The organism is Pantoea sp. y20 (genome assembly GCF_054903455.1).
On sequence record NZ_CM142816.1, the window covers coordinates 3,872,841 to 3,886,729 of the forward strand.

Here is a 13,889-nt window from a genome sequence, read left to right on the forward strand (position 1 = left end):
CGATGTCGCGTGCCCTGAATGGCGTGATTCTGCTGGCGTTATTGCTGCTGGTGGCGCTGCCGCTGCTGTTTATCGTGCTGCAAGCGTTGTTTCCCTACTTAGGTGAAGGCAGTTGGCGCGGCGCTTTTAGTGCTTTTCCGGCGCTGCTGGACGATCCGCAACTGGCAGCGATGTGGCTGGGCACGCTGAAAATCGGCGGCGGCGTGGCGCTGTGCAGTTTGCTGCTGGGCTTGCCGCTCGGCGCACTGCGCGGCCTGTTCCGCTTGCCGGGCGCGGCGCTGTGGGATCTGCTGTTTCTGATCCCCTTTCTGACGCCGCCCTATATTGTGGCGCTGTCATGGACGCTGGCGCTGCAACGCAACGGGTATATCGAACAACTCACCGGCATCAACTTCGACAGCCTGCTGTTTAGCAGCAGCGGCATGATTGGCGTGATGACGCTGAACATCTTCCCTGTGGTCTATTTCGCGGTGTCGCGTTCGCTGCTGGCCAGCGGGCAACGTCTCGCCTGGGTGGCGCGCGTGCATGGCGCATCGGCGTGGCGCGGCTTCTGGCACATCACCTTGCCGCTCACCTTACCGGCATTGGCGGGCGGCGTGCTGTTGGCGTTTACGCTGGCGATTGAGGAGTACGGCGTGCCTGCGGCGCTCGGTGCGCAGGCGAAGTTGACGCTGATGACCGTCGGTATTGAAACCAAACTCGCCGACTGGCCGATTGATCTGCCTGGCGCGGCGTCGCTGTCACTGATGCTGAGCCTGATGGCGCTCACGGCGTGGCTGCTACAGCGCAAACTGACCGGCAGCAGCGATGTGACGGCGGTTGGTGGCAAACCGGTGAGTCAGGAACTGGCGCATGCGGGACGCTTACAAATCTTAATGCTGCTGCCGTTTGCTGTCACCGTGCTGCTGGCGGTGGTGCTGCCGCTCGGCGCGATGACCCTGAGCGGCTTGCTGAATACGCTCTCCGGCGGATTACATCTGAGTAATCTGACGCTACGCCACTTCGGCGCGCTGTTCAGCCAGCAAGGCGATGCGCTGGCGGCCTTCTCCACCAGCATTGGCCTGGCGCTCGGCGCGGCGCTGCTGACCGGCGCGCTGGGTTTTCTGATCGCCTGGCGCGTATCGGAAGGGAAAACCCGTTTGCTGGCAATGATGGATGGCCTGGCGCTGCTGCCTGCGGCGATGCCCGGCGTGGTGGTGGGCGTGGGGTTGATTCTGCTGTGGAACCGCGGTTTCTGGCCGGTTTCGCCCTACAACACGATGTTTATTCTGCTGCTGTCGTACAGCTGTTTGCTGCTGCCGTGGCCGGTGCGTTATGTCAGTAGCGCGCTGCGCCAGCTGGCACCCACGCTGCAACCGGCGGCGCGCGTGCACGGCGCATCACGTGTGCAGGCGCTGCGTCTGATTGTGCTGCCGCTAGTCGCGCCCAGCTTGCTGGCGGCGATGATGATGGTGTTTGCCGTAGCGTCGCGCGAGCTGGTGACATCGCTGCTGCTGGCTCCGGCAGGCACGCAAACCGTGGCGATCTTTATCTGGCGTCAGTTCGAACAGGGCTCGGTGGGACAAGGTATGGCGATGGCCACGCTGACGCTTTGCGCCAGTTTGAGTTTGATGTTGGCGGCCACGGTGCTGATGCGGCGTCATGAAAAATAGTCATACATACCGTAGCGGCGTGATTCATCACGCATAAATAGGACCTTGATGATTAAAATTATTTAAGCTGTGATTGTGGGTTTAACTGTCATCTTATCCACATTTTTTAAAACCCATGTCCGTGCGGCATTGACCTTACACTTTAAATGGGTAAATTGTAGTTTCGACTAGGGATGATTTCTAACCGTAAGGAAACGGCATGTATCACAGTGATTTGATACTCAAGGGCATCAAAGCCGATGAGTTGATGGCGTCACAGCTTGAAAAAGCTCTTATAGGTGTAAAAGACCAGGTACTTCAGCAAGCCAGTAAAATTGGCGACGGAGCAACACGCTTGGTGTATTACACATCTTGCTTCACCGATAACTATCAAGATGTATGTGCAAAGCTAAAAGAAGAAGACTTGCGCTTCCTGGATGGCATTGCTGAAGTGGTCAAAAGACGTGACATTATCTATAGGCTGGTTCACATCTATTTTGAAGAAATTTTCAGATTCAAAACACGCGAACAACTTTCAGCAATCAATTCCGGTTTATTAAAAGCAGGCGTGATCATCTCCTCTAACACACTAAACAATCAGACTTTTATCATTGGAATAACAACAGCTGTTTGCCTTGGCATAGGCTTTAACTCATCCATCGTCGCCTGGACAGGAAAGACCGCCGCGCTAACTGTTACCGGGCTAGGGCTATACGGCATCGTACAACAAGCTGCTGATAGTGCTGAAAGGCTTAGGCTGCAAGCGCCGATGTATTATCAAGCCCTGCACATGCAAAGACTCGAAATGATGTATTTCCTCGTCGAGCCGACTTTTATGAAAGCTCAAGCATTTGAGAGTGACATTACCAACGCAATAATTAACATGGTGAAGTAGGCATGCGTAATTTTCTAAAACAATGGTTAAAGGCGCAGGCATCATATTTCTTTTGGGGCTACGTTCCGCTTGTTTTAATTATTACTTTCGGTGTTTTTGCAGTAACGTACTTTCGCCCCTACGCACTTCAGGCCATAGGGGTTTTGATAATCATTACCTTTGCGTTTGTTGTCTGGTTTAACCGCCCTCGTTAAAATTAAAAGGAACTTAACTATGTCAACTCCAGCTCATTTATGGCTAACAGATGAAAACGGATCCCCTATCGCGGGTGGATGCCTGATGCCTACACGACTCGGCTCAATTGAAATGCGCACTCTAACGCATAACATATCGGTTCCAGCCGACAGACATACCGGAAAGTTAACAGCAGCAAGAATCCATGCCCCAATAGTTTTCCAGAAAGAATTTGACCAGACAACGCCATTATTATTTCGCGCGCTGTGTCAGGGCAGAATACTTAAATCAGCCACGATAAAAATGTATAGAATTAATGAGGCAGGAATTGAAACAGAATACTTTAACATTGTTCTTGAAAACGTAAAAATAACCAGCATTACTCCATCACTCGTACCAGCAGGCATAGCAAGCACACATATGGAAAATGTCGATATTCGTTATGAAACTATTATGTGGAAATACGTCGATGGAAATATTCAGTTTAAAGATGGTTGGAATGAACGAATGATCGCTTAATTAAATAGTTAACACCTTACCTTGCTCGCTGTTTGTCTGTGCCGATGTTTAAATAAGTATTGATGTCGGCACGGTAAGCCGAGGTGTGAAAATTTCACAGCTACCGCTTGACGTTAATGCAGGTAGCTACGGATGTTGCGTGTTGTAAAAATTTCTCTTTATCTTAAAAAACAGATGGTTAATTTTCATCAACTACACTCTCCTGAGAAATTTTGTCTCAGGAGAGAGAATGAATAACCTGCTTCAGGAAAAAATTGGCCAGAACATCCTGGTAAAACTGGCGATGCTGGTGATTATTCTGGCGGGCATTCGCGCCGCCTCAGACATTCTGGTGCCCTTCTTACTCGCCAGCTTTTTAGCTATTGTGCTCAATCCGCTGGTTACGATGCTAATGCGACGCGGCGTCAAACGTGGCCTGGCGATTACGCTGGTGATCACCGTGATTTTTATCGTCGTGCTGTTACTCATTGCTGTACTCGCCAGCTCGGCCAGTGACTTCAGCGATACCTATCCGCAAATCCGCGCCATGCTGGAGCAGAAACTGGCGGTGGTGCAACATTTTGCCGCGCGTTTTCATATCAACATCTCTACCGAAGCGCTGGCTGCGCGCCTCGATCCCAACGTGGTGATGGACATGGCCACATCGGTGCTAAAACAGCTGTCCGGCGCGATGACCAACGTCCTGCTGCTGATCCTCACCGTGGTGTTTATGCTGTTTGAAGTGCGTCATCTGCCGTACAAGATGCGCAATGCGATGGTCAATCCACAAATCCGCATCGCCGGTCTGCACCGCGCGCTGAAAGGTGTGACGCACTATCTGGCACTGAAAACCCTGGTGAGTTTGATTACCGGCGTGGCCGTTTGGCTGTCGCTGCTGCTGCTCGGCGTGAAGTTCGCGCTGTTCTGGGGCGTGGTGGCGTTCATCCTTAATTTCATCCCCAACATTGGCCCGATCATCGCCGGTATTCCGCCATTTATTCAGGCGCTGGTGTTAAATGATATTTATGACGCCATGCTGGTGGCGGCGCTGTTCAGCGCGATTCATATGGTGTTCGGCAACATGCTGGAGCCAAGATTGATGGGGCGCGGGCTGGGACTCTCGACGCTGGTGGTGTTTCTGTCGTTGATTTTCTGGGGCTGGCTGCTGGGTCCGGTCGGCATGTTGCTGTCGGTGCCGCTCACCAGCGTGACCAAGATTTTGATGGAAACCACGCCGGGCGGAAGCCGATTGGCGATTATGTTGGGTAATGGACGGCCGGGTAAACGGGCGCGTTAAGGCTCTTTTACTCAAGGTCGCGCAATAAATTGCGCCGCTACAGATTCAGTGCATGCCGTAGCGCCGTGATTTTACGTTATTGGGTTTGAAACACGCTGTTGTCGGTAATCGCCTGTACATCAACTTTGTTTGGCAGGATATTCAACTCGCTAAACAAGTCCGACACCTTCTGCACCTTTGCCACATCATCCGGCGTCACGCCACGTACGCCATGGGAAATACGCGCAGTAATCTGCTGCGCGTCCGCCGGTTGCAGGCGCGTTAACTGCGCATATACCTCGTTATACTGCTGCGGATGCGCCAGCGCCCACTCGCGCGCTTTGGCCAGACGATGGGTGAAATCCGCAATCGCCGCGCGCTTCGCGGGATCGTCGAGCGAGCTTTGCGTGGCGGTGACAAACGACAGCGCGGTTGTCAGCCCTTTGCCGTCACGCAGCAGACGCGCGCCATGCTTTTCCGCAATACCTAAATAGGGATCGAAGGTCGCCCATGCGGTAATCTGCCCGGAGTTAAACGCCGCGCTGGCGTCGGTTGGCAACACAAAACGCACCGGCACCGTATCACGTGGCACTTTCGCCTCTTCCAACGCCTCATACAGCAAGTGCTGCGAGATACTGCCGCGCGCCGACGAGACAACAACCTGCTTGCCAGCCAAATCTTTCACGCTGTGGATCGGCGAATCGGCAGGGACGATCAGCCCGTTCGAACCGGCGTCACCGACGTTGGTGGCGATGATCTTCAGCGGTACGCCGCCCGACGCCGCCATCAGCACCGGCAAATCGCCAGCGTACGAGGTATCGACCGCACCCGCACGCTGCGCTTCAAACAGCGGCGCCGCGCCCTGGAAATTCGCCCAGCGATAGTGATAAGGCGCGTCTTTCATGACATCTGCCGCTTCGATCAGCGAACGCAGATTGCGTGCCTGATCGCCCAGCACCAGCGTGACTTTACTCAAATCAGGCGCCGCCTGACTGCCAAACGCCGCGCACAGCAGCAGCGCAGAAACTACCGGTTTTAGCCATTTCATCGGGGAGATTCTCAGAGTGCGTTGCGGTTGAGCTGGCGGATGTAAGCATCCCAGTGCAGCTGATATTTGCGATTGCGGATGCTGTTATCAAACGCCTGCGCGGCTTTCTCGGAAACGGCGTCCGGCAGAATGATCAGATCCGCGCCACCCGATTGTGCCGCCAACTGTGCCTGACAGGCGCGCTCGAGGTAATAGAGGTTGTAGAAAGCTTCTTCAATGCTGCCGCCGCTGGTCAGCAGGCCGTGATTGCGCAGGATCAGCGCGTTAAGATCGCCGAGATCGGCAACGATGCGCTGCTGCTCGTCGAGATCCAGCGCGATACCTTCGTAATCGTGATAGCCGAGGCGATTATGGAAACGCGTGCTGTGTTGCGAAATCATCAGCAGGCCGTTTCGCTGCGCCGAAACGCCAATGCCAGCCGCGGTGTGCGTATGCAGCACCGCATGGGCATCTGGCCGCGCGCGGTGAATCGCACTGTGAATAACAAACCCGGCAAGGTTAATTCCCAGCCCGGTTGGGTCGTCAATAATATTGCCGTCGATGTCGATTTTAACCAGCGTTTCCGCCTGGATTTCATCGAAGGTTTGCCCGAAAGCGTTGATAAGAAAGTGCGGCTGATCGCCCGGTACGCGCAGGGAAAAATGGGTGTAAATATGGTCGGTCCAGCGTAGCTTCGCCGCCAGATGATAAGCCTGCGCCAGTTTGATGCGCGCCTGCCATTCGCCTTCGCTGATGCGCTGCCGTAATGATGTGATATCCAGGGTTTCCGTGCTCATTTCCGCTCCTCATTTCAGGTCAATGTGCTTACCTAACATCGTGGCATAGCGTTTTTGCCGCTGGGAAATGCCAATAACGGCAAAACAATGTCATTAAACGCAAAGTGAGATTGATCATTGACCTGTATCAGACCGGTTTATTCTTAAATCGCTACCCTACACAGCCCTGTGAAAATGGTATGCTGCTGACGCCGCAAGCGCAGCTTAAACCGACTGAGGATTGTCTGGTGCCACTGAAAAAACGACATCACGATTTTGATTGGGTCTTAATCGTTTGTGCCGGGTTGCTACCGTTGGTGCTCGGCATCCTTTGTACGGCCATCGAAGCGCGCCACACCGTCAGCCGACAGCAGATCTCAACCGCCAATACCTTGATCACTCAGGCTGAAAAGATGAGTGACAACGCCTGGGATATGATCACTGAGATGCGCCAGTATCAGTACCAGCCTTGTGCACAAATCGAAGATCAGCTGCAGCGCGCCGGTACGCTCAACCCCTATTTTCGATCCATTGGCATGCTGAAAGGCGATGACATCATTTGCTCGTCCGCCTTTGGCCTGCGACATGGCACCCTGCCCGAGATGATGATGCAGCCGCCGCCGATAACCGGCAAAGCCTGGTGGAGCATTTCGGTGCGCGGAACGGTTGGCGTGCCGAATCGTCCGGCGGTGGTGTTTATGCGTCAGCTTCCCGATACCAGCGGTTTTTGGGCGGTAATCGACGGCCAATATTTGATGGATTTCATGAACGCCATTGGCGGTTCACGCGGTTACCACATGAGCCTGCAATTTAGCGGTGGCGCAGTGATCGCCAGCGGACCGGCTGACATGCAGCCAAAGCTGTATATGAAAAGTGAATCTTTTCAGGCCGACTCCAGCCGCTATCCCATCACCGTTAATGTAACCGTTCCGGCTTCTGAGCTGCTCAAAGCCTGGCGTCAGGCGCTGTTCATCTTCCTGCCGATGGCGGCGATTTTCTCGATTTTGCTGATGATCCTCACCGCCAATTGGCTGCGTCGTCGTATTTCCTGGCACGATGAGATTGGTCGCGCTATCCGCGCCCGCCAGTTCTCAGTGCATTATCAGCCGGTATACAGCAATACCTTGTACGCCTGCGCCGGTGTTGAAGCCTTACTGCGCTGGCAACGGCCCAACGGCGTGATGATTCGTCCGGATATCTTTATCAGCGCCGCTGAAGCCGAAGGGATGATTGTGCCGTTGACGCAGCATCTGCTGGAGTTGATGGCCGAAGATATTCAGAGCTGGCAGGTCGAGCCCGGATTTCACCTCGGGCTGAATCTGGCGGCGGAGCATCTGCAGCATGACGATTTCGTGGCCGATATTGAATTGTTTGCTGAGCGCATCAAAGACAAACAGCTGTGCATCACGCTGGAGCTGACCGAACGCAGCCTGATTGAAGAGGGTGAAAAGGTGGCGTGTAAACTGCGTCATTTGCGCGCGCAGGGCATGAAGGTGGCGATTGATGATTTCGGTACCGGCCACTGTTCACTGACCTACCTGCTCACCTTCCCGCTGGACTACCTGAAAATCGATCGCGGCTTTATCAATGCCATTGAAGGCCTCGACGTGGAAACGCCGGTGCTGGATGCGATTATTAATCTGTGCCACAAGCTGGAACTGGATGTGCTGGGCGAAGGCGTCGAGACCGCAACACAATTTGAGTACCTGCGGCAGCGTGGTGTGATATTTATTCAGGGCTACTATTATGCCCGTCCGCTGGATAATGACCGGCTGCGTGCCTGGCTCAGCGAGCAAGGGCACAAGCCACTTCTCGTTGAGGAACATTATGAGCCTGAACTGCATCATTCTTGATGACTACCAGAACGTCGCCCAGTCGCTTGCCGATTGGGCATCTCTCGCCCCGCTGGTGCACACCACTTCCCTGACTGAACATTTCGCCGACCAGGATGAATTGGTTAAGCGCATCGCGCACGCCGATATTTTGGTGGTTATGCGCGAACGCACGCCGCTCAGCGCCGAGCTGATTGGCCGCTTGCCCAATCTGAAAATGGTAGTCACTTCCGGCATGCGTAATGCCTCCATCGATTTACATGCCTGCGCGGAACGCTATATCGCGGTGTGCGGTACCGCCAGCAGCAGCGCGGCACCGCTGGAACTGACGTGGGGATTGTTGCTGGGATTGGCGCGCCATATCGTGCCGGAGAATCAGGCGCTGCGCAGCAACGGCGCGTGGCAGCACACCGTTGGCATGGGCCTGCAGGGCAAAACGCTGGGATTAATTGGATTGGGTAAAATCGGCGGCGAGATGGCAAAAGTGGCGCAGGCGTTTGGGATGCGCGTGTGTGCGTGGAGCCAGAATTTAACCGCCGAACGTGCCGCCGAGTGTGGCGCAGAACGTTCGCCATCGCTGGCGGCGCTGCTCAGTAGCAGCGATGTGGTGTCCATTCATCTGGTATTGAGCGAGCGCTCACGCCATTTAATTGATGCAGCGGCGCTGGCGCAGATGAAACCCGGCGCGCTGCTGATTAACACATCGCGCGCCGGCATTGTCGATCAACAGGCGATGATCGCCGCGCTGCAATCGGGTCAGTTAGCCGGTGCGGGATTAGATGTGTTTGAACAGGAACCGCTGCCCGCCAATCATCCGCTGCGTCAGCTGCCGAACGTGCTGGCGACGCCGCATCTCGGCTATGTCGCCGACAGCAATTATCGCACCTACTTCACGCAGGCGGTGGAAGATATTCAGGGATGGTTAACGGGTGCGCCGCTGCGCTCGCTGCTCTGAACGGCCTGCGCGCCGTTTTTCCGCAATGCGCAGCGCCACTTCAAGGCTGTCTTCCGCCAGCGCGCCATTCGGCACATCGCGCTGGGCATTGAGACGTTGATTAATGCGCTCCAGCGTCGGCGTTAACTGCCCCACGAACTGCTGATATTCATCAAGCTGCGTGATGGGTTGGTTACATGCGATGCTGGTTTGCGTCAACCGTTGCAGCTGACGCAAGCTCTCGGTCGCCTGGCGGGAGAGTAATCCGGCCTGACGCCAGCTTTTCAGGCGCTGCAGCAGTTCATCGGGTTGTTGCGCCAATAATGCCAGCTGCGCATCGGTTCGTTCGCCACAGTTAATCCACGCCACCGAGCTAATGGAAACGGCAGTCGTACGCTGTGCCGCAGGCACAAGATTGATAAGATTGCTTTCTACACTGTCGCTCATCGACAGCCAGGGATTCTTAAAAGACTGGGCGTTTATCCTCGACATGAACACTCCACCAAAGCACGGCGGCAGAGTATTACCCAATGTTTTGGAGCTGGCAAGCAGAGGTTGCCGCCTCGCTTAATAGTAAATTTTTCTTATTTATTTGCGCATCAATTAGGTATGGCAATAAAGCCGCGGCATACCAGAATAATTGATTATTTGATCGCCATTGGGGAGTTGATACATCTGATAATAATCACTGTGGGATTCTCGCGCCGAGGTGAAAAGTATCTGCGCAGCGAGTGGCTCGGGCACCGTATCATCGGCCATCGCCTGCACTTTACGGGTATTCACCAGCATAAAATCGCCCTGACGATGCCAGCTACTGACAGAAACGCGATTTAAACGATATTGACGATCCGGCAATGTCACCGTGCCGATTAGCGTTGATGCGCCGCTACCATCCGCTTTAAAACGTGTGCGTACCGTCGCATCCAGCGTACCCGTTGGCTTCCCTTCATTATCAATGCGATAGGGAACATCACACCATTCGGGTACCACAACGGTTGGGCGGACCAACAGAACCCACGCCCAGGGAAGAATGAACGCAATAATAACAACCAATGTGAGTAATGACTTACGCATCAGGTAGCTCCTGATTAGATATCAACCATGAAATACATCCATTATTCTTTTGCTCGATGGGTTGGAGGCAAAGGAAAGCACTGCTGAAGGCACGAATGCGTGAACGGTTGATGTACAGCAACGGCGGGACTGAGCCATCCGGCAGGCGCGGTTTTAACTCGCGGAATCGGCGCATAGCATCCTGAACGACAAAAGAATCGGCAGAAAGTCTTTCATTGATAAAGACCTGCGTCTGCGCTTCCTGGCCATAAAATTTAAATTGCATGCCATCATGTTCGGTTGGCGCAAACTCCTGACGGATAATTAGTGCCAGCGCCACATTTAGCAGTAATAATCCCGCCAGCACGCCACGCCACAGCCAGGATTTTTTCTTCACGGCGACCGCTTTCACAGCAGGTTCGGGCTGCACCGTGACCGGCTTTTCAGCTTCAGCAGCAGGCGTAGCGACCTCATTGAAGGATTCGACATCGACCTGCTCGGCCAGCACGCAGCCAATCAGCGGCACCTGATGTACCAATGCACCTGGCGCGTGCGCCTGCTGCGCCAGACGATTGATCTCAGCAATGGTCAACGTTAAGCGATCGGCAAAGGGGATCTCAGAAGGTTCGCGCTGAAACAGCACATGCAATGCCTGATTACGCACCAGCTTGCCTTGGGCATTGAGCACGAGACGTAATACCGCGCTTTGCAGCGGACTTAATGCCACGCGTTGAGCGGGAGAATTGAGTGGATAAAACACCTGTTGGTCGGCATCAAAACAGAGACTTTTGGCAAATAAAACAAAGCGCGCCATATGAAACCTGATTTCCAAAAAAGCAACTCACGCAAGTATATGTAGTTTCGCGAGATGGCGCACGCTTACTGCAAATCGCTGCGTGAAATTGCGGCCTTTTTTCGACGCGTTTTAAGCGCTAACAGGCCACAGCATTAGCTAAAAAATAGCCAGTTAATGGTGAGAACATGACAAATATCACACAAAATCGGTATACTCTGTCGCGGTTGGCAATCATTACTTTCCTAATAATTGCCCGGCAGGGCAGGGAAAAAGCGTTATTTCCCCGCTATGCTTTAATTTTCTCAACGCCGCGGACTGTTGGCATTGTTTGAGTCCGCAGCGTTGAGGATTTTTCGAATTCCAATACAGGGTATCTGCATGAAACTACGTAGGAAGCGTGTAAAACCTATCGGGATTGATGATGTCACCATTATCGATGACTCCCGTTTACGTAAAGCCATTACCGCGGCTTCGCTGGGCAACGCGATGGAATGGTTTGATTTTGGTGTTTATGGCTTTGTGGCTTACGCGCTGGGTAAGGTGTTCTTCCCGGATGCTTCTCCAAGTGTACAGATGATTGCTGCACTGGGTACGTTCTCAGTTCCGTTCCTGATTCGTCCACTCGGTGGTTTGTTCTTCGGCATGTTGGGCGATAAATATGGTCGCCAGAAAATCCTTTCTATTACCATCGTTATCATGTCGATCAGTACCTTCTGTATCGGCTTGATACCGTCCTATGCCTCAATTGGTATTTGGGCACCGATTCTGCTGCTGTTGGCAAAAATGGCGCAGGGCTTCTCGGTCGGCGGTGAATATACCGGTGCATCGATCTTCGTTGCCGAGTACTCGCCTGACCGCAAGCGCGGCTTTATGGGCAGCTGGCTTGATTTCGGCTCCATCGCCGGTTTTGTGCTCGGTGCGGGCGTCGTGGTGCTGATCTCCACCATTATCGGTGAAGAGAAATTCCTCGAGTGGGGCTGGCGTATTCCGTTCTTTATTGCGCTGCCGCTCGGCATTATCGGTTTGTATCTGCGTCATGCCCTGGAAGAAACGCCGGCGTTCCAGCAGCACGTTGACAAGCTGGAACAAGGCGACCGTGAAGGTCTGCGCGACGGCCCGAAAGTGTCGTTTAAAGAGATCGCGACCAAACACTGGAAAAGCCTGTTGGCCTGTATCGGTCTGGTGATTGCCACCAACGTGACCTACTACATGCTGTTGACCTACATGCCGAGTTACCTGTCACATAACCTGCACTACTCGGAAGATCACGGCGTATTGATCATCATCGCCATTATGATGGGTATGTTGTTTGTGCAGCCAGTAATGGGCATGCTGAGTGACCGCTTTGGACGTCGTCCATTTGTCATCATCGGCAGTATCGCCCTGTTTGCCTTCGCGATTCCGGCCTTTATGCTGATTAACAGTGGCGTGCTGGGTCTGATTTTTGCCGGTCTGTTGCTGATGGCTGTGATCTTAAACGCCTTTACCGGTGTAATGGCATCCTCGCTACCTGCGATGTTCCCAACCCACATTCGCTACAGCGCATTGGCAAGTGCCTTCAATATTTCGGTGCTGATTGCCGGTTTAACACCGACATTCGCCGCTTATTTAGTGGAAGCCACCAACAATCTGTATATGCCGGCATACTACCTAATGGTTGTCGCGGTGATTGGTTTGATTACCGGTATCTTCATGAAAGAGACCGCCAATAAGCCGCTGCGCGGTGCTACGCCAGCCGCGTCGGACATGGATGAAGCACGTGAAATCCTGCAGGAGCATCACGACAACATCGAGCAGAAAATCGAAGATATTGATGACGAGATCGCCAAGCTTGAGGCGAAACGTAAAAACCTGGTGCAGCAGCATCCGGACATCAACGAGTAATCTTCCCTACTCCCGCCACCCGGCGGGAGTTTTCGTTTCCGCACACAATCCTTCATGCACAGCCGCGAAAAGGGGTAAACTATTGCCACTTTTTTAACCTGCATAAGTTGTAAAGCATGTCTGAATTTAATCTGATCCAGCGCCCAAGAAGGCTGCGCAAAAGCGCGTCAATGCGCGAAATGTTCCAGGAATCTCACCTCAGCATCAACGATTTGGCACTGCCCATTTTCGTTGAAGAAGGCGTGGACGAGTATGTGCCCATTAACGCCATGCCGGGCGTGGTGCGTATCCCCGAGAAACGTTTAGCTTATGAGATTGAACGTATTGCCAAAGCGGGCATTCGTTCAGTGATGACCTTCGGTATTTCCCACCACACCGACGCCACCGGCAGCGATGCCTGGAATGAAAACGGTTTAGTGGCGCGTATGTCACGTATCTGCAAAGACACCGTGCCAGAAATGATCGTGATGTCTGATACCTGCTTCTGCGAATACACCAGCCACGGCCATTGCGGCGTGCTGTGCGATCACGGCGTCGATAACGACCAAACGCTGATTAACCTCGGCAAGCAAGCCGTGGTTGCGGCACAAGCCGGCGCAGACTTTATCGCTCCTTCTGCCGCGATGGATGGCCAGGTGAAAGCCATTCGCCAGGCGCTCGACGCCGCCGGCTTCACCGATACCGCCATCATGTCTTATTCGACGAAGTTCGCGTCCTCCTTCTACGGCCCGTTCCGTGAAGCCGCAGGCACCGCGCTGAAAGGCGATCGTAAGACTTACCAGATGAATCCGATGAACCGCCGTGAAGCGCTGCGTGAGTCGCTGCTTGATGAAGCGGAAGGTGCAGATTCTCTGATGGTAAAACCAGCTGGCGCTTACCTCGATATCCTGCGCGATATCCGCGAACGCACCACGCTGCCGCTCGCTGCGTACCAGGTGAGCGGTGAGTACGCGATGATCAAATTCGCCGCGCAGGCGGGTGCCATCGACGAACGTAATGTGGTTCTGGAGAGCCTTGGCGCGATTAAACGTGCCGGCGCGGATCTCATTTTCAGCTATTTTGCCCTTGATCTCGCTGAGCAAAAAGTGCTCTGATTATCGTTACGCCTGGCAT

Annotated in this window: 13 protein-coding genes; 8 read left to right on the plus strand and 5 right to left on the minus strand. The window is 53.8% G+C overall.

Going from position 1 to position 13,889, the window contains the following annotated elements:
• Positions 1 to 2 precede the first annotated feature (2 nt).
• The 4 genes from ACYAC5_RS18030 (at position 3) to ACYAC5_RS18045 (ending at position 4,495) form a co-directional block, all read left to right on the plus strand.
• Positions 3 to 1,652, plus strand: a complete 1,650-nt coding sequence (locus ACYAC5_RS18030) for an ABC transporter permease (RefSeq protein WP_192414795.1) — start codon at positions 3 to 5, stop codon at positions 1,650 to 1,652.
• Between the two features lie 199 nt (positions 1,653 to 1,851).
• A complete protein-coding gene (locus tag ACYAC5_RS18035; protein ID WP_110867645.1) occupies positions 1,852 to 2,526 on the plus strand; it encodes a hypothetical protein in 675 nt (224 codons plus the stop codon).
• 213 nt (positions 2,527 to 2,739) lie between these two features.
• A complete protein-coding gene (locus ACYAC5_RS18040; protein ID WP_192414793.1) occupies positions 2,740 to 3,219 on the plus strand; it encodes an Hcp family type VI secretion system effector in 480 nt (159 codons plus the stop codon).
• Positions 3,220 to 3,448: 229 nt separating this feature from the next.
• The gene (locus ACYAC5_RS18045) at positions 3,449 to 4,495 is read left to right on the plus strand and encodes an AI-2E family transporter (protein ID WP_101762704.1); all 1,047 of its coding nucleotides are present in this window, start codon (positions 3,449 to 3,451) and stop codon (positions 4,493 to 4,495) included.
• A gap of 76 nt (positions 4,496 to 4,571) precedes the next feature.
• Here ACYAC5_RS18045 and ACYAC5_RS18050 read toward each other — a convergent pair whose 3' ends face one another.
• Together ACYAC5_RS18050 and ACYAC5_RS18055 are read right to left on the minus strand one after the other, a co-directional pair.
• On the minus strand, positions 4,572 to 5,522 hold the full coding sequence (locus tag ACYAC5_RS18050; protein WP_101762705.1) for an ABC transporter substrate-binding protein: 951 nt from the start codon (positions 5,520 to 5,522) through the stop codon (positions 4,572 to 4,574).
• Between the two features lie 11 nt (positions 5,523 to 5,533).
• Positions 5,534 to 6,298: a class II aldolase/adducin family protein gene (locus tag ACYAC5_RS18055; RefSeq protein WP_137386681.1), complete on the minus strand. Its 765-nt coding sequence runs from the start codon at positions 6,296 to 6,298 to the stop codon at positions 5,534 to 5,536.
• Positions 6,299 to 6,525: 227 nt separating this feature from the next.
• Between ACYAC5_RS18055 and ACYAC5_RS18060 the strand changes: the two genes are divergently transcribed.
• Positions 6,526 to 8,130, plus strand: a complete 1,605-nt coding sequence (locus ACYAC5_RS18060; protein WP_192414791.1) for an EAL domain-containing protein — start codon at positions 6,526 to 6,528, stop codon at positions 8,128 to 8,130.
• Positions 8,105 to 9,064, plus strand: coding sequence for a D-2-hydroxyacid dehydrogenase family protein (locus ACYAC5_RS18065; RefSeq protein WP_309832813.1), 960 nt, complete (start codon positions 8,105 to 8,107; stop codon positions 9,062 to 9,064). Before ACYAC5_RS18060 ends, ACYAC5_RS18065 begins: the two co-directional genes overlap by 26 nt.
• Here ACYAC5_RS18065 and ACYAC5_RS18070 read toward each other — a convergent pair.
• From ACYAC5_RS18070 to ACYAC5_RS18080, 3 genes are all read right to left on the minus strand, one after another.
• A complete protein-coding gene (locus ACYAC5_RS18070) occupies positions 9,032 to 9,535 on the minus strand; it encodes a hypothetical protein (RefSeq protein WP_192414786.1) in 504 nt (167 codons plus the stop codon). The two genes, ACYAC5_RS18065 and ACYAC5_RS18070, sit on opposite strands and share 33 nt — an antisense overlap.
• A gap of 111 nt (positions 9,536 to 9,646) precedes the next feature.
• Positions 9,647 to 10,117 carry a hypothetical protein gene (locus ACYAC5_RS18075; RefSeq protein ID WP_101762709.1) on the minus strand — a complete coding sequence of 157 codons (471 nt, stop codon included), beginning with the start codon at positions 10,115 to 10,117 and terminating at the stop codon, positions 9,647 to 9,649.
• A complete protein-coding gene (locus ACYAC5_RS18080; protein ID WP_462062063.1) occupies positions 10,110 to 10,910 on the minus strand; it encodes a hypothetical protein in 801 nt (266 codons plus the stop codon). Before ACYAC5_RS18080 ends, ACYAC5_RS18075 begins: the two co-directional genes overlap by 8 nt.
• Before the next feature lie 360 nt (positions 10,911 to 11,270).
• On the opposite strand from ACYAC5_RS18080, the gene proP reads away from it, so the two are divergent.
• Together proP and hemB are read left to right on the plus strand one after the other, a co-directional pair.
• Complete coding sequence (proP, locus tag ACYAC5_RS18085) at positions 11,271 to 12,776, plus strand: glycine betaine/L-proline transporter ProP (protein ID WP_101762711.1); 1,506 nt, start codon at positions 11,271 to 11,273, stop codon at positions 12,774 to 12,776.
• A gap of 116 nt (positions 12,777 to 12,892) precedes the next feature.
• Entirely contained in the window at positions 12,893 to 13,870 is a 978-nt protein-coding gene (gene hemB / locus ACYAC5_RS18090; RefSeq protein ID WP_110867652.1) for a porphobilinogen synthase, read from the plus strand.
• The last annotated feature ends 19 nt before the right edge of the window (positions 13,871 to 13,889 follow it).